This window comes from Halalkalibacter akibai JCM 9157 (assembly GCF_000513135.1).
GTDB classification, from domain to species: domain Bacteria; phylum Bacillota; class Bacilli; order Bacillales; family Bacillaceae_D; genus Halalkalibacter; species Halalkalibacter akibai.
In genome coordinates, this window is record NZ_BAUV01000050.1 from 1 (window position 1) to 22,740 (window position 22,740).

The window sequence follows — 22,740 nt, forward strand, 5'->3', positions numbered from 1 at the left end:
GCCCTACCTCTATTTCCCGCAAGAGTCGAGTGACTTCCGCTCCATTTCACTTAGAGGAAAAATATTCTTTCACAGCAAAAATACTACGAAATCAACTCTTTTACTCAGTAAGTACCTCTCTCATTCATTGAAGAACTATACCGCTCTCCATAATTGGCCAAATAGGTTAGTTAATGAAAGAGAAAGTCTAATTTCAAGAGGAAAACGTGATAAAATGATCAATAAAAATAAATTTAAATTAGTGAAAATTTTCAAAATAGGCTATGATTATATTAATTCGATTTGCGAATAAATTAACTAAATGGGGGAGAGCTATGAAACTCTTTTCATTTTTAAAACCATATAAGTTTCCTATCGTGATTGCTTTATTTCTCATGTTTGTTGAATTAGTTGTTGAGTTATTGCATCCTTTATTACTCGCCAAAATCATTGATGATGGCATTATGCAAGAAGATATGAGTGTCATTTTAAATTGGGGAGCGATCATGGTTGGGATGTCACTTCTAGCTTTTTTGGCCGGGGTTGTTAATTCTTTTTACGCTGCGCACGTTAGTCAAAGTACAGGCTATGACATTCGCTCTGAATTATACGAGAAAATTCAAACGTTTACATACACCAAGCTTCAACGATTTCAAACTTCTTCGCTCATTACAAGGATGACCAATGATGTCAGTCAAATTCAGAATACCATTTTTATGAGTTTAAGAATTATGTTAAGAGCACCCCTACTTGTTATAGGTGGAACGATTATGGCGTTGTTAGTCAACGTTCAATTAGCCCTTATTCTAGTAATCACGATACCGATTTTAATCTGTTTTTTAATTTGGATGATGAAAAAAGGGGGAGCTTTATTTAGTCAAGTTCAAGCTAAATTAGACGGTGTGAACCATGTAATGAGAGAGAATCTCGTTGCGATGAGACTTGTAAAGGTATTCGTTCGCCATCGTTTTGAGGAAAGTAGATTTAATAAAAGCAATGATGATTTAGTGAAAACGACGGTTTCTGCGCTCAGATTAATGGAAATTGCTATGCCTGTTCTCCTTTTGCTGATGAATGTATCTGTTATGGCTATTCTTTGGTTTGGTAGTTTCGCTGTCAATACAGGAGGAACTCAAGTCGGTGAGGTTGTTGCGATTATTAATTATGCTACCCGGATTACATCGGCTCTTACAGTGATCTCGATGATTGTTATCGTGTTTTCAAGAGCCCGTGCCTCTGCAGAAAGGATAACAGATGTATTAGAAACCAATGTAGATGCTGAAAAATCAACAAAGGCAATAGAAATTAAAGACGGTTCACTTGAATTTAAAGAGGTATCCTTTCAATATCCTTCGACAGATATTGAGGTATTAAAGAGAATAAATTTCAAGGTTGAGGGAGGAAAAACCCTAGCGATTTTAGGATCTACGGGATCTGGAAAAACGACCCTTTTTCAACTGATACCAAATTTATATGAAGTTACATCTGGTGAGATCTACATAGGTGGACATCCCGTTCATTCATTGGATCTAGATGAATACCGAAAGAAAATTGGTTATGTACCACAAGATGTCTTTTTATTTTCTGGGACCATTAAAGAAAATCTCCAATGGGGAAAGCAAGATGCCACGATGGAAGAGATTGTTGAAGCAGCAAAAGATGCTCAAATTCATGATGTAATTAGCCAGCTTCCTGATCAATATGAGACAAAGATTGGTCAAAAAGGTGTGAATCTCTCTGGGGGCCAAAAACAGAGGTTATCGATTGCTCGAGCTCTTGTTAGAAAGCCAATAATCCTATTACTTGATGATAGTACTAGTGCGTTAGATGTAAAAACAGAAGCGCTACTTCTTCAAGCACTAAAACGTTATAACTGTACGACTTGTATCATTACTCAAAAAATAAGTACAGCCAAAAAAGCAGATCAAATCATCTTATTAGATGAAGGAATGATTGTCGATGAAGGCAGTCATGAAATACTGATAAAACAGTCGAGTCTTTATCAAAAAATAAATGAGTCACAATTAAGGGAGGAGGAACTTCAAGATGTTTAATCAATTAACGAGACCTTTTCGTTATAAACGAATTCCTTTAACCAACATAAAGACCAATAAGGAAACGCCACAAGCGAACCGAAAAGTTCGACCGAAAAACTGGTTTTCAACCCTAAAACGGATTTGGAGTTTTCTCTCTGTTCATAAAACTTATTTATGGCTCGTCATTTCAATGGTCATTCTTAGTTCATTTTTCAGTTTATTAGGACCTTTTTTGATTGGGATGGCAATAGATGACCTTCTTGTTTCTTATCAATTAAATGAGTTGATGAAGTTATTAATCTTTCTTTTATTTATTTACCTTTTTTATTCTATTTCTACCTGGTTACAAAATTATTGGATGATTGGCATTGCACAGAAAACTGTCAGTGAAATGAGAAGTCAATTGTTTAAGCGACTGCAACGTTTACCTATTTCTTATCTAGACAAAAAGCAACATGGAGAGCTTATGAGTCGGTTAACCAATGATATTGAAAATGTGAGCACCACCTTAAACACATCCGTGATTCAGATTTTCTCAAGTGTTCTTACTTTTATTGGAATAATCGCAGTGATGTTTTATCTTAGTCCTTTGTTAACGGTTATAACCTTGCTGGTTATTCCTTTAATGGTATTTGGGATGAAGTGGATAACAAAGCGTACAGGATTGTTTTTTAAAGAGCAGCAGAAACATTTAGGAGATGTAAATGGCTTTATAGAAGAAACGATTTCCGGACAACGAATCGTAAAAGTTTTTTCGCAAGAGCAGTTTGTTATCAACCGTTTTCGAGATAAAAGTGAGCAGTTAAAACGAGCTAGTTTTTGGGCGCAAACGTACTCTGGTTTTATTCCTAAGTTAATGAACGTTTTAAATAATTTAAGCTTTGCTTTAATTGCTGGAATTGGCGGGGTTCTTGCTTTTAACGGCGTCATTACAATAGGTGTGATTGTGATCTTTACTGAATACTCAAGGCAGTTTACTCGTCCTTTAAATGATCTTGCTAACCAATTTAATATGCTTTTATCAGCGATTGCAGGTGCTGAAAGAGTATTTGATATTTTAGATGAAGAAGAAGAAAAAGATCAGGAGTATGCATCTTCTCTGCAAGAGGTTGCGGGAGATGTAGAATTCCAGCAAGTGTCATTTTCTTACGAGAATAACGAAAATACCATTAAGAATGTTAGTTTCAGTGTCGAAGCAGGAGAAACTGTTGCTTTAGTTGGTCCAACAGGGGCAGGTAAAACGACGATTATTAACTTGCTCTCAAGATTTTATGATGCTAGTAGTGGTGTGATCACAATTGATGATCAAGATATCATGAACTTAAAAAGAGATTCTCTACGTCAACATATTGGATTTGTCTTACAAGATTCCATTCTTTTTAAAGGAACGATTCGAGAAAATATCAGATACGGAAAGCTTGATGCAACCGACCAGGAAGTTGAAGAAGCAGCTAAGCAAGCAAATGCCATTTCTTTTATAAATAGACTTCCTAATAAATTTGATACGGTTCTAGAACAAGACCACACCGGCATTAGTCAGGGGCAGAAACAATTGCTTTCGATCGCTAGAGTCATTCTGGCTAACCCAGCTATTTTAATTTTAGATGAAGCTACAAGTAGTATTGATACGATTACTGAAATTAAAATCCAAGAGGCGCTAGAGCGATTAATGAAAGGAAGAACGAGTTTTGTGATCGCCCATCGATTAAATACAGTTAGGAAAGCGAACCAAATTCTTGTTTTAAAAGAAGGTAGGTTAATTGAGCGAGGGTCGCATGAGGATCTAGTTAAACAAAAGGGATTTTATTATGAGATGGTAGAACATTCTAATGGATAGTTTAAGAGGACAGAGGATGCTGAAAAGGTTAAATGGAAACCTTTATAGACATCCTCTTTTCTATGGTGTGATTTTCTTTAGTTTTTTCTTAATGAATTATATTTAGTAAATTTTATTTCTTTTTGTATAAAAAACTATTAATATAATTAACAAATGATATTATAATGGATTATATAGTTACGAGGAGGTATTTAAATGACAATGCCGGCATATCGTTCCACGACGATGGGACCTAATGGAATGATCACAACTCCACATTATTTAGCTTCACAGGCTGGAGCAAATGTCTTACAAAATGGGGGGAATGCAGTTGAAGCAGCAATTGCTGCAGCGTCAACGATTGCTGTAGTTTACCCTCATATGAACAGCATTGGCGGAGACAATTTCTGGTTACTTTATAATCATCAAACAAAGCAAGTTAAGGCTCTCAATAGTAGTGGAAGGTCTGGGGAGCATGCTGATATTGATTTTTATCAGACTCGTTCATTAGATAAAATTCCTGTTAGAGGTTATTTGTCGGCTAACACGGTACCTGGGGCTGTTGCTGGCTGGAATGAAGCTTATCAATATGCACAAAAAAATCTTAAATCTACATATCAATGGAAAGAGTTATTACAGCCTGCAATCAACTATGCTAAAAATGGCTTTGCAGTGACGCCTAGCCAGGAGTTTTGGACGAAAGTGAACTGTCAGGATGATCTTGAGTTTAGGTGTTTACAACGTTTTGAGGAATTTAGAAAAACGTTCTTAAAAGAAGATGGATCTTCTTTTAAAACGGGTGAATTAATGAAACTCCCTGATCTTGCAAAAACGTTAGAACTTATTGCTAATGAAGGAAGCAAAGCTTTTTATGAAGGGGAAATTGCCCGGCAAATAGTGGCGGATGTGCAAGCAAATGGAGGCTTGCTAACAATTGAAGACTTTAAAAATCATCGATCTGATTGGGTGACCCCGATTAGTGTTGATTACAGGGGTTATAAGGCTTATAATCTACCTCCTAACACGCAAGGATTTGCTTCTTTGTCGATATTGAATATTTTAAATAACTTTGATTTATCAACAATTGAGGAAGGTTCAGTTGATTATTATCATCTATTGGTCGAGGCTACAAAACTTGCTTTTGCTGATAGAGATAAGTGGTTAACGGATCCTAGTTTTGTGGATATTCCATTAGACGACCTTCTTTCCAAATCGCATGGAATGGATATGGCGAACCAAATAAACAAAGATTTTAGTAGGAAAGTTGAGAAACAATTAGATCCAAAGGGTGACACAGTTTGGTTTGGAGTCGTTGATAAAGAAGGGAATGCAGTATCTTTTATTCAGAGCATCTATCATGATTTTGGTTCAGGTATTATTCCGAAGAATACAGGAGTATTGTTGCAAAACCGGGGTAGCTTCTTTTCCTTAGACGAAAATCATGTTAACTGCTTAGCTCCTAAAAAAAGAACATTTCACACGTTAAACCCAGCCCTATTGCTGGATGGCAACGACTTAAAACTCGTTTACGGAACGATGGGCGGAGAGGGGCAACCGCAAACTCAAGCAGCGCTTGTAACAAGAATTATAGATTATCAATTTGATATCCAAAAAGCTATAGAAGCGCCGAGGTGGTTATATGGTCGAACATGGGGAGCGGATTCAAATAATCTTAAGGTTGAATCACGAGTGCCAGAATCGGTTATTGACTCATTGAAAAAACTTGGTCATGATGTTGAAGTAGTTGATGAATTTTCTGATGTTATGGGTCATGCAGGAGCAATCTTAGTAAATGAGGAAAATAACGTAAAGCTAGGTGGTGCCGATCCAAGAGGAGACGGTGCGGCAATTGGGTACTAATTTAATCAAATAATTGAAAAATGATTTCACAACGGGGGCTTCAAATTGAAAACTCATATAAATTTATTTATAGCTTTTTTTAGATCGGGGATTTTGGGCTTTGGCGGTGGCCCTTCTGCAATACCGCTTGTTCACAAAGAGGTCGTTACTATTTTTAAATGGATGAATGATGATGAATTTAGTGATGTTTTAGCGCTTGGTAATACGTTACCTGGGCCAATTAACACCAAAATGGCTGGGTATATTGGTTATCGTGTCGCAGGTGTTGCAGGAATGATTAATGCGGTCCTTTCTTCGATTGTTCCATCTATCTTGATGATGATCGTTTTATTAACGACGTTAACGAGCTTTAAAGATCAGCCCTGGGTTGCTGGTATGACTAAAGGAGTTATCCCCATTGTTGTTGTAATGATGGCTGTATTGACGTGGGATTTCTTTAAGAAATCCAATCAGGGGCTAGGTTGGAAAGTTAGTGTGACGATTCTATTAATTAGTTTTTTATTAATTGAAATGGTTCATGTTCATCCGGGTATTATAATTGCGATTCTGCTTTGTTATGCTCTATTCAAGCCAGAAAAAGCTAAGAACGCAGGCAACAAAGAGAAAGAAGGTGCACAATGATTTATTGGGAAATCTTCCTTGCCTTTTTTATTCCAGGAATTTTAGGATATGGGGGTGGACCAGCTTCCATTCCTTTAGTTGAGTATGAAGTAGTCGCTAAATATCAATGGATGACGGTTGAAGAATTTAGTGAAGTGCTCGCTCTTGGTAATGCGCTACCTGGTCCAATTGCAACGAAAATGGCTGGTTATATTGGTTATGAAGTTGGAGGTATATTTGGAGCGGTCGTTGGAGTTTTTGCAACAGTGGCGCCATCGCTCATCTTAATGATCGGTCTTCTTGGACTTTTGTATAAATTTAAGGACTCACCAAAGGTTAAACGAATGACAGCTCTCGTTCGACCGACTATTGCGATTTTATTAGGAGTGCTAACATTCCGATTTCTAGAAAGCTCTTATTTCGGAGCTGGGATAGGGCATACCATCTTTTTGCTTATCGCCGCATTTTTATTGCTAGAAAAGTGGAAAGTTCACCCTGCATTTGTGATAATAGGTGGCTTAGGTTACGGGGCTATTTTTTTAAGTTAAATATGTAGAGAAAAAATTAATCAATTGAGAATTAGAACAAATGATGGATAGTGTAAATATATCGCTCCTGAATATACTCCGCTTTCCGCGGGAAGCTGGTGAGCCTCCTCGTGCTTCGCACTGTGGGGTCTCACCTTTGCTTTTCAACCAGCAGGAGTCTCCGTATATTTCATCCGCTAAAACAGTGCATTGTTTTGAATTTCAGTTAAACACTTTTGTGTTCGATTGTCGCGTTTTAGTCGAATGATTTCCAATTTTTATACATATGCTTGGTTAGATAGGAGGGGATAAGATGAACATTTTAGTTCGAGCTGGAGATAGTTTATGGTATTACAGCCAAATTTTCTCGCTGCCTCTTCGGCAATTGATTGAAGCAAATCAAAGCCTTGCCTCTAATCAACTACAAATTGGAAAAGAAGTATCTGTTCCTGGCTACATCCTTGTTCCTTACGAAATCCAAACAGGTGATTCACTATGGGATATCTCAAGGAAGTTAAGAATGCCGCTAGATCGACTTTTACTCGTTAACCAACAACTAAACCCAGCGACATTGAAAGCTGGTTATACCATACAAGTGCCACAACGCATTCATGAACAGTAAAAGCAAAGGTAGAAGAGCTTTTATTAATAATAAAGCAAACGACAAAGGGGCTATCCAAAATAGGATAGCCCCTTCTTGTAATGAAGGAATCTCTGTTAGATAAACTACTTAAACAAAAGAAAGACTTTTGCAAGCGTGATAGGATAGTAAAAAGATTATATGCACTTACTGAATTCAGAAAAATCAAAAAACACTATTGACGAGAACACAACGGGAGGAGGTTTTTTCTGAAGAGCTACTATCCGAATGAAACTACTCAATCTCGACTAAAACTTAAGTGGAATGGACCTGCCAGACATACAGACATTCACAGAACCATCTCAACCAGAATAGTTAATCACGACAACTTAGAACTCAACCCCAGAAATACTTCTAATGACTTGATTAGTAGAAGAACTAGTAGACTTTTTATTTCAAAATTGTAATACCAGGTCTTTTCGTTTTACCTACTGAAAAATTCATAATAAAGGAGATTTCCTATGAAGAAAAATGATCAGTATTTAAAATCACCAGATTTATTGCCGATTCCTCAACGAGAGAAAAAAATAAGCTCGCTGGGATTTGCCTTCATATGGGTTGGTATGGCAATCGTTTTAGCTGCATTTGCAATAGGTGGGGCAGGGGTTGTTAGTCTGCCACTAGGATGGGTCGTGTTAGCGACTCTTATCGGTACAATCACTTTAGGTGTTTTAATGACTCTAACAGGTGATATTGGTGTTGAGCATGGGTTATCATTTCCTGTTTATATGAGGGCACCATTTGGAACGGTAGGAACTCATATTCCATCTATTCTTCGTGGTTTTGTAGCTGCTTGTTGGTTTGGTGTTAATACTTTCTTTGGATCAACGGCTATGAATGGAATATTAAATGTGCTGTTTGGTTTTGATAACTGGTTTATCTGCTTTTTTATTTTTGCAACATTACAAGTGATTAACACGTCACTAGGTATAAAAGCTATTGAACGCTTTGCTGATTTGGCAGCCCCTATCATCATCTTAATTTCCATCTGGATGTATACAACTTTATCTCAAGAAGCTTTGCAACAAGGAAGAGAAGTATGGAGTTGGGTGGAGAATCCAGCCACAGGAATGACGGCGGTGACAGCTTTCGTTGTTGTCATCATGAGCAATATGGGTTTTTGGGGTACGTTAGCAGCAGATATGCCTTCTTTGTCACGATTCGTTAAGGCACCAAAAAATGAGAGGAACTGGTTTAAAAGAAATAAAGCTCAAATCATTGGGAATTTAATTACCTTACCGATCGTCCAAACATTTATGGTTATTATAGGTGCTGTATCATATATTGCGGTAGCGAATGCCGATCCAGTTGTTGCTCTTCAACAAGCTGCTAGTGGGCTAGTTCTAGGAGTTCTTTTATTAATGATTGTCCTTGCACAATGGTCAACAAACATATCAGCTAATCTAGTACCAGCTGCAACAATCTTCTCCAATGTTGGAGGACCGAAAATACCCTTTTGGGTAGGCGTCGTAATAGCGGGAGTGATAGGAGTACTAGTTCAGCCATGGAACTTATTTGCAATTATAATTCCTGCATTATTAATTGTCGGTGGAATTCTATCAGCAATTGTTGGGATATTAATTGCTGACTATTATTGGTTACGCAAAAGACGGGTAAATGTTCAAGAATTATTCAAGCTAGAAGGTCAGTATCAATATTACAAAGGTTTTAATCTAGCTGGTTTTATATCTTGGATTATTGGAGGTTTGGCTGCTACAGCACTTTCAAATTACTCATTTATTGTTGGTTTTTTAGTAGGAAGTATATCTTATTACTTTCTTGCAAAATATTGGTGGTTTCCTAAATATGCACAAGCTGAAATTATAGACCCTGATGATCAAAAATACCTTGGGTTAACTGTAGGACGAGATTGGGAAATTGAATTTGAAGAAAATTTAGAAACGGAAATTGATCCAGTAGCTGTCACAAGTAAAACGGTGTAGACATTGCTTATATCTATGAATTTATAAACTATATATAAACTGAGAATTAAGAGGCTGGGACATAACTAAAGTGTTTAAAAAACTCTTTGTCCCAGCCTCATTCTATTATCATACCTGAGGGAGAGATGGTTAGTAGAGTACATTAACAACATAATTACTCATTTATCCTTTATTTTTACAAGAAAAATCAAAATTTGCAGGATTTTCTATATAAGGTGTCGAATCATAAGTACCATATAAAATAAAAAGATGCTAATAAAAGGTGGGGAGCCCTTTAATGATCGCAGAAAAACTCCTATTACACGTGTTGATTGTATTAATGCCAATCTTAGTAGTGAGCTTTTTTTTAACTGATCGTAAAGAAAAACAATTAAAGCGGTCTTTAGTAACGCTTTTAACTGTTGCAGCTGTATTTTGTATGGTGTTTGCTTTTGAAGAAAAAGGTCTTCATTGGGATCTAAGATATGTCTTGATTGTACTGGCCTTTTTTTATGGGGGACTAAAAGCAGGCTGGATTTTGTGTGGGGTTGTTCTACTCACTAGAGCGTTAATTGATTTTGATAGTTTCTTTATTGGATTTGTAATGATTTTAATTACAGCTTTATTATCTCACTTTTTTTATCACTCGTACCAACATAAAGTCCAAAAATGGGATAGAGTGCGTTTTTCAATTAGATTAGTTCTATGGCCGGGTATAATTATAGTAGTTTCAATGGGAATCTACCTAAAGATTATAGGCGATTTGCAAACGACAGTAGGTCATTATGCGACATATGGACTTGTCTTTACGAGTACACTTGTTATTGCTATGGGGTTTGCTACTTTGTTACTCGAGCAATTACTTGAAAGAGAGCGGTTGCAAGAAGAAATGCGACGAGCAGTTAAAATGAATGCAATTAGTGAATTGGCTGCGTCGATTGCGCATGAAGTAAGAAACCCATTAACAGTAGTAAAAGGATTTTTACAATTATTAGAGCGCGATGAAAAAGGAAAGAAAAAAGAGTACTTTTCGATCGCCTTAACAGAAATGCAAAGAGCAGAAGAAATAATCAATGATTATTTGAATTTTGCCAAACCGCAATATGGTTCTAGTTCCATAAGAGCAGTTGAAGTGAATCAAGTAGTAAAAGAAATCATTTCTATTCTAACTCCTTATGCTTTAAAGGAGAATGTGGAATTAACGACAGAAGCCAGTAGGGATATGTTTGTCCACGCCGACCGGAATCAGCTAAAGCAAGTGTTAATCAATTTAATTAAAAATGCAATTGAAGCAACACCTAAAAAGGGAAAAGTGAAGTTACATATAGAGGAAGACTGTACGTTAGTGAAAATTACGATTACGGATACAGGCAAGGGCATGTCCGCGGAGCAATTAGCCAATGTAGGAACACTGTTTTACTCAACAAAGGAAACAGGAACGGGCCTTGGTACAAAAGTATCCTTTCGTATTATAGAAGAAATGGGTGGAACTCTTAGATTTGAAAGTAAGTTACATGCAGGCACAAAAGTGACCATTATTATGCCACAGGTCTTCAACAACGAAGAGGTAGGAGAATTAATTGAAAAGAGGACTGGAACACAGTAAGTTAAGAATGATATAAACGAAGTGCTTGCGAGAATGAACTATTCATTCTCTTTTTTTTGGTTCTTTATTAAAGGTTTTGATTCAATTATAAAAGCTAAAGCGTAATGAAACGGCGCCGGTGGAGGAGCAGTAATAAAAAACACACTTTTATTTTAAATAGAATCGTTTCCCTTTTTTTAACCATATTTAATGGACTTGTCTCATATATATATGATGACAGGATAGGGGAGAGAAACAATGAACATTTTTTTTAAAAGTGCATTATTATTAATCGTCGTTGCTTTTTTAGGTGAGTGTATCGAGTTCTTAATTAATCTAGTTTTAGCCAGGGAATTAGGAGAAGAAGGTCTTGGACTATACATGTCAATCTTGCCGACAATTATCTTTGTCGTCGTAATAGCAAGTTTAGAATTGCCGATCTCTATATCGAAGTTTGTAGCAGAAAAAGATGTGGTTTTCCACCGAAGTATGCTTATGCATGCCCTTAAATTTGCTACAGTATGTACCATCATTTTTTCCGTGATAGCCGTACTATTCTTACCTCTTATTCCTGTATTTGAGCGCTATCATCCATTCGTACCTTGGTTAATTATTTTACTCATACCGACTATTGCCTTTTCCTCTGTTGCTAGAGGGTATTTTATGGGAGCGCAGCGGATGAGTAAAATTGCGATTGCGAATTTTTTAAAGAGAGCAGGGCAACTAGGTTTACTCGTATTCATCTTTACGTATACGAGCTTTGAAGCTGAAACAGCTCTACTAGTAGCACTAGGTACTTTAATCGCAAGCGAAATTCTCGTTCTTGGCTATTTATTTATTGCTTTTATCCTGCAAATGCGTGTCTTAAAGAAGGGACCAAGAGCCAATTTAAATGGGAAAAAAGTTAGGAAAAGTTTGTTGGAAGTGTCAATTCCAACAACGGGATTGCGAATTTTTCACGCTGCAACTTTTGCGATTAAGCCATTTTTTATTAAAGAAACATTAGTACGAGCTGGGATGATAGATACGGTAGCAATGGTTCAATATGGAAAAATGGCAGGGGTCGCTTTTACCATTGGTTTTTTTCCCGCTTTTATCGCACACTCGTTGTTAATTGTTCTGATTCCAACAGTCTCAGAAGCCTATGCAAATAAAGATTTAGATCGCCTGCGGTCGTTGTTAAGAAAAGTCATGATTTTAACCTTTATCTATGGGATACCAGCAGTTTATCTTTTCTATTTTTGGGCAGATCCTTTAACAGCTCTTTTCTTTGAAGATTCACCTGCCGTAAGGTATTTACAATTACTCGTACCCTATTTCTTATTTCACTTTTTTGTTATCCCTATGCAGGCTTATTTAATCGGCCTTGGTCTAGTGAAAGATGCTTTCTTACATGCTCTTTATTCAACGGTTCTTTCTTTCGCTTTAATGTATTTTCTCGGTTCAATGCCATCTTTACAAATGGATGGAATTATTATTGGCATGAATGCAAGTGCTGTTCTTCTTACTTTGCTACATTACGTCACGATCTGTAAAAAAATTAATGTTGATTTATTGCTTAGAAAAAGAAATTAATCATATTTAAGGCTAGCTCAAAATGAAAATTTTGAGCTAGCCTTTTGTGTGTGATCAGTTAGACACTCGCGTATATTACTTAGTCTTACAGGTAAAATAACACTAAATATGGAGAAGGGTCAGAATGGTGAATAAAAAGATTCACAAATAAATAAAGATTGACAACCTTGTATATACAAGTTAAGATGAAAACGCAATCAATTTGTATATACAAGTTAGGAAAAAAGGTCTTTTTGAAAGTTAAGGGGGTAATGGAAATTGAGTAAGTACACTGATTCAGCAAAAGAATTACTTGAGCATGTGGGTGGTAGTGAAAATATAAATGTTGTGACTCATTGTGCTACAAGACTAAGGTTTGTTTTAAACGATCCTTCAAAAGCAGATGTAAAAAAGGTAGAGGAAATTGGTATTGTAAAGGGTACATTTACACAAGCAGGACAATTCCAAGTCATTATTGGTAATGAAGTACCGTCCTTTTATAATGAATTCACGAAAATTGCAGGTGTTGGTGACACATCTAAAGATGAAGCGAAAGTAGCGGCAAAGCAAAACATGAATGTCCTTCAACGTTTAATCGGGCATCTCGCCGATATCTTTACACCATTAATTCCAGCTTTAGTCGTTGGGGGTCTTATTTTAGGTTTTAGAAATGTTATTGGTGAAATTAACATGATGAATGGTGGAACTCAAACATTAGTTGAAGTTTCACAGTTCTGGGCAGGAGCTCACGCCTTTTTATGGTTAATTGGTGAAGCGATATTCCACTTCTTACCAGTTGGTATTACATGGGCTATATCAAGAAAGATGGGTACAACGCAAATTTTGGGTATTGTTTTAGGTATTACGTTAGTATCACCGCAATTATTAAATGCATATGGAGTGGCAGGTTCAGATGTTATTCCAGTATGGGATTTCGGATTTGCACAGGTTGAAATGATTGGATATCAAGCACAAGTTATCCCTGCTATTTTAGCTGGTTTCGTATTAGCGTATCTAGAATTAGGCTTGCGTAGAGTGATACCAAGCGTTGTTTCAATGATTTTCGTTCCGTTTTTTGCTTTAATTCCTGCTGTATTAGTAGCACATGTTGTTTTAGGACCAATTGGTTGGACAATCGGTTCTTGGATTTCTAACGTCGTTTATTCAGGATTAACTTCGGCATTTGGTTGGTTATTTGCAGCTTTATTTGGATTCGTTTATGCACCTTTAGTTATCACAGGTCTTCATCACATGACAAATGCGATTGATTTACAGTTGATGAGTGAATTTGGTGGAACGAACCTGTGGCCAATGATTGCGTTATCGAATATTGCACAAGGTTCTGCCGTTGTTGCGATGATTATTCTTAATAGAAAAGATGAGAAGGAAAAGCAGGTTTCTGTTCCTGCAGCCATTTCTTGTTATCTAGGTGTTACAGAGCCGGCGATGTTTGGTATTAACTTAAGATATGTATTCCCATTTTTAGCTGCTATGATCGGTTCTGCAGCAGCTGCAGTTATCTCTGTAGCAAGTGGAGTTATGGCTAACTCAATTGGAGTTGGTGGGATTCCAGGTATTTTATCAATTCAAGTACAACACATGCTTATTTTTGCGATATCAATGCTTGTAGCGATTGTGGTACCAATTGTACTAACGATGGTATTTGCTAAAACAAAGATGGGTGTAAATGCATACAAGCGTTTAGGAAAAATATAAAGAGAAAAGAAGAGGCTAGGACATAGCTAAAGTGTTTAACTTAGAAGGCGAACAAATGCAAACCTTAGCGGAGGAAATATACGTAGACTCTTGCGGGATCAAAGGCAAGGGTGAGACCCCGCAGTGCGTAAGCACGAGGAGGTCCACCAGCCGCCCGCGGAAAGCGAAGTATATTTCCGGAGCGAGTGTTAAGCAGTAACTATTGCGTTCGGATTTCTTAAGCAAAGACTTTTATGTCCAAGTCTCTTCCTGTTTTTCAGTCATAAAAGGAAGGGTGTAAATAATGAACGAGTGGTGGAGAAAATCAGTAGTCTATCAAATCTATCCTAAAAGTTTTAATGATACAACAGGAAACGGGGTAGGTGATCTACAAGGAATTATTGAGAAACTTGATTATTTGAAAGATCTTGGAGTTGATGTTTTGTGGTTAACGCCTGTTTACGCATCCCCTCAAAAAGATAATGGCTATGATATATCGGATTATTATTCGATCCATGAAGAGTATGGAAACATGGATGATTTTGATCGGCTTTTATCGGAAACTCATCAGCGTGGAATGAAACTTATTATGGACCTAGTTGTGAATCATACTTCAACAGAGCATCAGTGGTTCAAAGAATCTGCCAAATCCAAGGATAATCCGTATCGTGATTTTTACATTTGGAAAGATCCTGTTGACGGGAAAGAGCCGACAAATTGGGTATCGAAGTTTGGCGGGAATGCTTGGAAGCTAGATGAAAAAACAGGTCAATATTATCTACATCTTTTTGATGTTACTCAAGCCGATCTGAATTGGGAAAATGAAACACTAAGAAAACATGTTTATGATATGATGCATTTCTGGTTTGAGAAAGGAATTGATGGCTTTCGCTTAGATGTTATTAATCTCATTTCCAAGGACCAATCCTACCCAAATGATGACGGAAGTGTACCGCCGGGAGATGGCCGAAAATTCTATACAGATGGTCCGCGCGTACATGAGTTTCTACAAGAGATGAACAAGGAAGTATTATCTAAATATGATAGTATGACCGTTGGAGAAATGTCTTCTACGTCGATAGAGCATTGCATTAAATATTCTAATCCTGATCGTCATGAGTTAAGTATGACATTCAATTTTCACCATCTAAAAGTCGATTATCCAAATGGAGAGAAATGGGCAATTGCAGATTTTGATTTCCTCGCTTTAAAGAAAATACTCACGACTTGGCAAGTGGAGATGCATAAAGGTGGTGGGTGGAATGCGCTATTCTGGTGTAACCATGATCAACCACGGATTGTAACTAGATACGGAAATGATACAACGTTTCATAATGAATCGGCTAAAATGCTAGCAACGACTATTCATCTAATGCAGGGAACTCCTTATATTTATCAGGGCGAAGAGTTTGGCATGACCGACCCAGCTTTTGATTCTATTGAGGATTATCGTGATGTTGAGACATTAAATTATTACCGAATCATGAAGGAAAAAGGTTTATCTGAACAAGAGATTATGGCGATTATCAAAAGGAAGTCTCGTGACAATTCACGTACCCCAGTACAATGGAATAGCACAAAGAACGCTGGATTTACGACGGGAACACCTTGGATTCCAGTAGCGGCTAACTATGAACAAATCAACGCTGAAAAAGCAGTGGAAGATGCGAACTCTGTTTTCTATCACTATAAAAAGTTAATTGAACTTCGTAAAAACTACGATATTATCACGGTAGGAGCTTACCGCCTTGTTGGAGAAACGGACCGCCAAGTTTTCGCTTATGAACGGACTAGTGATAAAGAAAAAGCATACGTCATTAGTAATTTCTATGGAAGTGAAACGACATTTACGATCCCTGAAGAATGGACAACACAAGCAGAAGAAGCCCAATTACTGTTATCTAATTACAATGATGCCAAGCCTCTAGAGAAGGAACTGAAGCTACGACCTTATGAGTCACTCGTTTATTACTTATGTTAAACTAAACTGGGTGATATGAATGACAAAAAATAAATTTCAGATTATATATGATGATCTCGCTGAAAAAATTCAAAAAGGACAAATCCCTGCAAATGACCTTCTCCCATCTGAAAATGAGTTAGCTCTAGATTATCAGGCTTCAAGAGAAACGATTAGAAAAGCCTTAAAACTTTTATCAGAACATGGTTTTATTCAAAAAATCCAAGGTAAAGGTTCGGTTGTTCTAGAAATTAATAAAATTAATTTTCCTATTTCAGGTTTGGTTAGTTTTCATGAGCTCGCAGAAAAACTAGGAAAGCGAGCAAAAACAACGGTCGTTTCTTTAAGTGAACAATTGATGGATGAAACGATGAAGGCAGAATTTCAAAGTAAAGATTTAGAAGCCGTTTGGAAACTAATTCGCGTTAGAACAATTGATGAGGAGAGAATTATTCTAGATAAAGATTTCCTTTTAAGTTCACTAGTTCCTGGATTAACAAGTGAAATAGGAGAGCGATCCATTTACGCTTATATTGAAAATGAACTAGGTTTGACCATTAGCTTCGCTCAAAAAGAAATTACAGTAGAAGTACCGACCGAAGAGGACTATCAACTCCTTGATTTAAACGACTACAACATGGTCGTTGTGGTAAAAAGTCATGTGTATTTAGATGATGTTACATTATTTCAATATACTGAGTCTAGGCATCGTCCAGATAAATTCAGGTTTGTTGATTTTGCTAGAAGGCAGCGCTAACTGAGCATTTTCCTCGAAAGCTTGATGATTTCTCTTTATAATGAAATTAATTCGAAGCAGGAGGAGATAGCGTGAGTGTGCATGATTTCTCTGTTAAAAAGGCAAACGGTGAGGAAATAAAGCTTGATTCATTTGAAGGTGATGTCCTTCTAATCGTTAATACAGCAACTAAATGCGGATTAGCCCCACAGTTTAAAGGGCTTGAAACGTTACATCAGACTTATAAAGAACAAGGTCTTAAGGTACTTGGCTTCCCGTGTAATCAATTTATGAAACAGGAGCCTGTCAGTAACGAAGAAATGGCAGAAACATGTCAGTTGAATTTCGGGGTTACTTTTCCGTTATTTGCTAAAATTGATGTAAATGGAAAAAACGCTCATCCTTTATATAAACACTTAAAACAATCAAAGCAAGGGATACTCAGCTCTGAGATTAAGTGGAACTTCACTAAATTTCTCGTCGACCAACAAGGACAAGTGGTAGAACGCTACGCCCCAACTGTAACTCCAGATAAAATAGAAGACGATATAAAAAAACTATTAAATAAATGATTCATGTTCATGTCTCAAAAGGGTGGTACTCCTTTTGAGGCTTTTTAAAAGTTGTTGACCTTCTGGCCCCGTTCCATTGCGCTACAGGCACTTGCTTTCCGCGGGGAGAAAGCCAAGCCCCCATGACTTCGTCTATGGTGTCTTGCCCTTTCCTCTTTTCCCGCAGGAGTCAAGTGCCTTCCGCTCCATTCCACTAAAATATTTTGTATACTTAGTTATCATTATTTCTGAAATTAGAGTGAGAAGCAGCAATGTTCGGTTCATTCCACTTTATTTAGTGGCAAGAACTATATTCCAACAACAAAATATCTAAACAACATCTTAGGTCGTGAAAAGGTTAAAATACTAAATCTCGCCTACACTAAAGAGAGAAAGCATTGATGAGGTGGAAGAAATGTATGAGGAAGCTAAACAGTTTATTGAAGCTTGTTACACAGAACTCGGAAAAAATAAAGAAGAAATAGATGCCCGATTAAAAGAGATCAAAAAAGAAATCAACCAAAGTAATTCCTACAATCATACATATAAAGAGCTCTCTCATGGTGCACGAATGGCTTGGCGGAACAGCAACCGATGCATTGGTCGCTTGTTTTGGGAATCTATGCATGTGCTAGACGAGAGAACACTAGAAACAGAAGAGGACGTGGCGAATGCTCTTTTTTTTCATTTGAAGTATGCAACCAATGAAGGCAGGATCATTCCTACTATTTCAGTTTTTAAACCAAATCACATACGCATCTGGAATCACCAACTGATCAGATATGCAGGCTATGAAACAGAAAAAGGAGTGGTTGGAGATCCAGATTCCATTGCTTTTACAAAGCTTTGCCAATCTCTCGGTTGGAAGGGGAAAGGGACAGCTTTTGACATTCTTCCTCTAGTGGTCCAAGCAGGAGAACAAAAGCCGTTATGGTTCAACATCCCTAAGAATTGTATAAAAGAAGTGAAGATCACGCATCCAACGATTTCAACTTTTAGCGACCTAGAAATTAAGTGGTATGCAGTCCCTTTTGTTTCTGATATGAAGTTAGAAATGGGCGGAATTACTTATCAAGCTGCTCCGTTTAACGGTTGGTATATGGGGACAGAGATAGGATCGCGAAACTTCGCTGATCAAAAACGATATAATCTATTGCCCCGGATTGCGGACATTTTACAGTTGGATAAAACTAGAGATTCGACTCTTTGGAAGGACCGGGCATTACTTGAGTTAAATGGAGCTGTTTTACATTCATTTAAAGAAGCAGGTGTAAGTATAGTTGACCATCACACTGCAGCAAAACAATTTAAACAATTTGAAGATAGAGAGCAAGCAAAAGGACGTCCTATAACTGGGCGATGGTCATGGCTCATCCCTCCGCTTTCTCCAGCAGCAACTCATATCTTTCATTCCAGTTATGAAGATAAGATTGCTACACCTAATTACTTTTATCAAGACCGCTTGTATTGATTGTTAAAGTAATAAGTGATCATGAACCTTGTTTCTTGGTCTATCAACCTATTCTAAATTCAGGTACACTAAAGGAAAGTAAATAAATGAAGGCGGCAAAAATAGATGAGTATGTTACAAGTAGAACAACTTTCAAAAACGTATGGAGATAAAGTTTTATTTAACGATCTTTCTTTTACAATTCGAGAAAAAGAGAGAATCGGGTTAATTGGCGTAAATGGAACGGGGAAATCAACTTTATTAAAAATTATAGCGGGACTTGAATCGGCGGATAAAGGCGAATTTATTCATGCGAATGACTTTCGAATTGAGTATTCACCACAACAGCCTGACCTTGATGATAATTTAACGGTCATTGAGCAAATTTACTTTGGCGGATCAGCCATTATGGAAGCGATGCGGCAGTATGAGCAAAGTTTGCTTTTATTTGAGAAAAATCCTGATAGTGAAGTCTACCAAAAACAGTATACCAGGGCTCAGCAAAAAATGGATCAGCTTGATGCTTGGGAAGCAAATACCTTGGCTAAAACGATTTTATCGAAGCTTGGTATTCACAATTACGAAGCTTCAATCAAGCAACTATCTGGTGGGCAAAAAAAACGGATTGCGATAGCAAAGGCTCTAATTCAACCAGCAGATTTGCTTTTATTAGATGAGCCAACCAACCACTTAGACCATGAAACGATTGAATGGCTAGAAGGATATTTGGCAGCTTATAAAGGCTCCATTCTCTTAATTACACATGATCGTTATTTCCTTAATCGGGTGACAAACCAAATGTACGAACTTGACCGAGGCAAGTTATTCAAATATGAAGGGAATTATGCGGTTTTCTTAGAGAAAAAGGCTGAAAGAGAGCTACAAGAAATTCAAAGTGATCATAAAAGAGCCAATATTTTAAGAAAAGAACTTGCTTGGTTACAACGTGGGGCTAAAGCAAGAACAACTAAGCAAAAAGCTAGAATTCAGCGGGTTGAAGCATTAAAAGAAGAAGAGAGTTTTGTAGGTCGTGGAGAATTTGATTTTTCAATTGGCTCTAAACGTTTAGGTAAGCAAGTAATCGAAATGCAAGGGGTAACAAAACAGTTTGAGGAAAAAGTGTTAGTGCAATCGCTTGATTATCTAATTGTAAAAGGCGAACGACTTGGAATTGTTGGACCAAATGGAACAGGGAAAACAACATTATTAAACATGCTAGCGGGCCGAGTGAGCCTGATAACGGTAGTATCACCACAGGTGAAACGGTTCAGATTGGTTATTATACACAAGAAGACACGGAGATAGATGGAACTATTCGAGTAATCGACTATATTAAACAAATTGCTGAAGTCGTATACACGGTTGACGGAGATGTGATCACAGCTGAACAGATGCTTGAACGCTTTTTATTTCCAAGGTCTAGTCAATACACGTACATCCGTCGATTGTCAGGGGGAGAACGAAGACGGTTATACTTACTTCGAGTGTTAATGTCAGAACCGAATGTGCTCTTTTTAGATGAGCCGACGAATGATCTAGATACAGAGACGCTGTCTGTGTTAGAGGATTATCTTGAACAGTTTCCAGGTGTCGTATTAACGGTATCCCATGATCGCTATTTCCTTGATCGTGTTGTTGATCACCTTCTCGTGTTTGAAGGAGAGGGAGTTGTTTCCCGTTTTCAAGGCATTACTCTGATTACTTAGCAGAACAGAGTGCCAAAAAGGAAATGGAGCAAAAGAAAGAGGTCACGCCAACAGTTGTAAAAAAAGAACCGAGGAAAAAACTATCTTATAAAGATCAACTTGATTGGAATCAAATAGAAGATAAAATCATGTTGCTTGAGCAAAAGATAGAAGAGTTGGATTCAAAGGTTACGGAAGCTGGTAGTGACTACGGTAAAATACAAGAATTCTTAAAAGAAAAAGAAGAAGTTGAGAGACAATTAGAGCAGGCAATGGATCGCTGGACTGAATTATCTGAGCTCGTTGAAGAAATTAATCAACATTCATAAAGAAAAACATAGTTTTAGTTGAAAGCGGGAATTCTACAAAAAGGATTCCGCTTTCTTTTTTGTGAATATTGGTTGAAAATGATTGATTATGATTGTTATTGATTGTATACTGATCGTGTAGTTGGTAAGAGGTGAGTAAATGTTAACGATTGAACGACATAAAAAAATCCTGGACTTATTAAAAGAACGGTCTATTGTCAAGTTACAGGAATTAGTTGATGAAACGGGTGCATCCGAATCAACGCTCCGAAGAGATTTAACCGACCTTGAACAAGCAAAAAAATTAAAGCGTATTCATGGCGGGGCTACTCTTTTAAAAAAAATATTAGAAGAGCCTACTGTTGCTGAAAAAACAATCAAAAACAGTCATGAGAAAAAGAAAATTGCCGAAAAGGCAGCTTCCTTCGTTGAAGATGGAGATTGTATTTTCTTAGACGCAGGAACAACAACAGTTGAAATGGTTGCTTTCTTAGAAGGAAAACAGGTCACAGTTGTCACAAACGGTTTAACGAATATTGCTTTATTAGCTGATCTAAATGTTGAAACTCATGTAATTGGTGGGTTTGTAAAATCAGGTACTAGAGCGTTTGTTGGTCGAAATGCGATCCGAGCTTTGGAAACGTTTCGTTTTGATAAGGCGTTTATCGGAGTAAATGGGATTACTGAACTAGATGGCTGTACGACGCCTGACCCGGAAGAAGCTTTTATCAAGGAATATGCAATTGCAAGATCAAGACAAAGCTTTATCCTTGCTGACCATACTAAATTTGGAGAAGTTTCTTTTTCAAAGTTTGCGGATTTGTCAGAAGTCACTATCATCACAGCTAATTTAGACGATGAAACTTACAACAACTATAGAACGATGACAAACATCGAGGTGGTAGATTAATGATTTATACAGTTACGTTGAATCCAGCACTTTGATTATTTTGTTCAGATTGAACAGGTGAATTTAGGTGCCGTGAACCGATCAGCCGGAGATCACAAAGCACCAGGAGGAAAAGGAATTAATGTATCGAGAGTGTTAAAAAGACTAGGACATCAAAGTGAAGCCTTAGGCTTTGTAGGTGGCTTTACAGGCTCGTACGTTAAAGATGTTCTTCAAAAAGAAGAGATTCAAACTAATTTTGTAGAGGTTCAAGGAGACACTAGAATTAATGTTAAAGTGAAAGGTCTTGAGGAAACGGAATTGAACGGGACATCACCAAACATTAGTGAACAGAATCTTAGCCAGCTTCAAGATCAGTTAGCTAACCTTTCAGAAGGGGACGTTCTTGTGCTAGCAGGAAGTGTTCCTTCTACAGTGCCAGCAACCATCTATGAAACCTTATGTAAAGAAGCACTTGAAAGAAAAGTTGCCGTATATGTTGATTCTAGTGGTGATCCGATGATGAAGGTTTTAAACGTTGGACCGACTTTTATAAAACCTAATCATCATGAACTTGGGGAAATGTTTAATGTAGACATCAAAGAGCCTAAAGACGCGGTTGTCTATATTAAAAGATTGTTAAGCTATGGTATTCAATATGTGCTTGTTTCTTTTGCGGGTGATGGCGCAGTTCTCGGAACGAAAGAGAGAATTCTATTTGCTACAACACCAAAAGGTGAAGTGAAAAACTCTGTAGGGGCTGGTGATTCATCGGTTGCTGGTTTTTTAGTTTCGCAACTAGAGAACATGCCGTTGGAAGACGCCCTTAAGTTTGCGGTTGCGTCTGGAAGTGCAACAGCGTTCTCTACTGAATTTGCCTCAAGACAGCAGGTGGAATCACTAATTAAAGACATCACGATAGAAGAAATTGGAAAGGGTGAGTAAAG

Annotated in this window: 15 protein-coding genes and 2 pseudogenes; all 17 read left to right on the forward strand. The window is 37.3% G+C overall.

Annotated elements, in window-relative coordinates:
* The first annotated feature begins 314 nt into the window (after positions 1-314).
* Positions 315-2,033, forward strand: coding sequence for an ABC transporter ATP-binding protein (locus JCM9157_RS19265; protein ID WP_035667340.1), 1,719 nt, complete (start codon positions 315-317; stop codon positions 2,031-2,033).
* Complete coding sequence (locus JCM9157_RS19270) at positions 2,026-3,852, forward strand: ABC transporter ATP-binding protein (protein ID WP_035667341.1); 1,827 nt, start codon at positions 2,026-2,028, stop codon at positions 3,850-3,852. The genes JCM9157_RS19265 and JCM9157_RS19270 overlap by 8 nt, the downstream gene beginning before the upstream one ends.
* Positions 3,853-4,053: 201 nt before the next feature.
* Entirely contained in the window at positions 4,054-5,691 is a 1,638-nt protein-coding gene (gene ggt, locus JCM9157_RS19275) for a gamma-glutamyltransferase (protein WP_201768908.1), read from the forward strand.
* A gap of 45 nt (positions 5,692-5,736) precedes the next feature.
* Positions 5,737-6,312, forward strand: coding sequence for a chromate transporter (locus tag JCM9157_RS19280; RefSeq protein WP_035667343.1), 576 nt, complete (start codon positions 5,737-5,739; stop codon positions 6,310-6,312).
* Positions 6,309-6,839: a chromate transporter gene (locus JCM9157_RS19285; RefSeq protein WP_035667344.1), complete on the forward strand. Its 531-nt coding sequence runs from the start codon at positions 6,309-6,311 to the stop codon at positions 6,837-6,839. The genes JCM9157_RS19280 and JCM9157_RS19285 overlap by 4 nt, the downstream gene beginning before the upstream one ends.
* A gap of 292 nt (positions 6,840-7,131) precedes the next feature.
* A complete protein-coding gene (locus JCM9157_RS19290; RefSeq protein ID WP_035667345.1) occupies positions 7,132-7,440 on the forward strand; it encodes a LysM peptidoglycan-binding domain-containing protein in 309 nt (102 codons plus the stop codon).
* Positions 7,441-7,919: 479 nt separating this feature from the next.
* Positions 7,920-9,401: an NCS1 family transporter gene (locus JCM9157_RS19295; RefSeq protein WP_035667346.1), complete on the forward strand. Its 1,482-nt coding sequence runs from the start codon at positions 7,920-7,922 to the stop codon at positions 9,399-9,401.
* 277 nt (positions 9,402-9,678) lie between these two features.
* Positions 9,679-10,986, forward strand: a complete 1,308-nt coding sequence (locus JCM9157_RS19300; protein ID WP_035667348.1) for an ATP-binding protein — start codon at positions 9,679-9,681, stop codon at positions 10,984-10,986.
* Positions 10,987-11,223: 237 nt separating this feature from the next.
* Positions 11,224-12,540 carry a polysaccharide biosynthesis protein gene (locus JCM9157_RS19305; protein ID WP_035667350.1) on the forward strand — a complete coding sequence of 439 codons (1,317 nt, stop codon included), beginning with the start codon at positions 11,224-11,226 and terminating at the stop codon, positions 12,538-12,540.
* Positions 12,541-12,798: 258 nt separating this feature from the next.
* Complete coding sequence (treP, locus tag JCM9157_RS19310) at positions 12,799-14,235, forward strand: PTS system trehalose-specific EIIBC component (protein WP_035667353.1); 1,437 nt, start codon at positions 12,799-12,801, stop codon at positions 14,233-14,235.
* A gap of 283 nt (positions 14,236-14,518) precedes the next feature.
* Positions 14,519-16,195 (forward strand): alpha,alpha-phosphotrehalase, encoded by a 1,677-nt coding sequence (treC, locus tag JCM9157_RS19315; protein ID WP_035667354.1) that lies wholly within the window; start codon positions 14,519-14,521, stop codon positions 16,193-16,195.
* A gap of 19 nt (positions 16,196-16,214) precedes the next feature.
* Complete coding sequence (gene treR / locus JCM9157_RS19320; RefSeq protein WP_035667356.1) at positions 16,215-16,931, forward strand: trehalose operon repressor; 717 nt, start codon at positions 16,215-16,217, stop codon at positions 16,929-16,931.
* A gap of 71 nt (positions 16,932-17,002) precedes the next feature.
* Entirely contained in the window at positions 17,003-17,482 is a 480-nt protein-coding gene (locus JCM9157_RS19325) for a glutathione peroxidase (RefSeq protein ID WP_035667358.1), read from the forward strand.
* Between the two features lie 394 nt (positions 17,483-17,876).
* Positions 17,877-18,932, forward strand: coding sequence for a nitric oxide synthase oxygenase (locus JCM9157_RS19330; RefSeq protein WP_035667360.1), 1,056 nt, complete (start codon positions 17,877-17,879; stop codon positions 18,930-18,932).
* A 105-nt stretch (positions 18,933-19,037) separates the two neighbouring features.
* Positions 19,038-20,925 (forward strand): annotated as a pseudogene (locus JCM9157_RS19335) (ABC-F family ATP-binding cassette domain-containing protein).
* Between the two features lie 139 nt (positions 20,926-21,064).
* Positions 21,065-21,814 carry a DeoR/GlpR family DNA-binding transcription regulator gene (locus JCM9157_RS19340; protein WP_035667363.1) on the forward strand — a complete coding sequence of 250 codons (750 nt, stop codon included), beginning with the start codon at positions 21,065-21,067 and terminating at the stop codon, positions 21,812-21,814.
* Positions 21,814-22,738, forward strand: a pseudogene (pfkB, locus tag JCM9157_RS19345) (1-phosphofructokinase). Before JCM9157_RS19340 ends, pfkB begins: the two are co-directional and overlap by 1 nt.
* Positions 22,739-22,740: the final 2 nt, after the last annotated feature.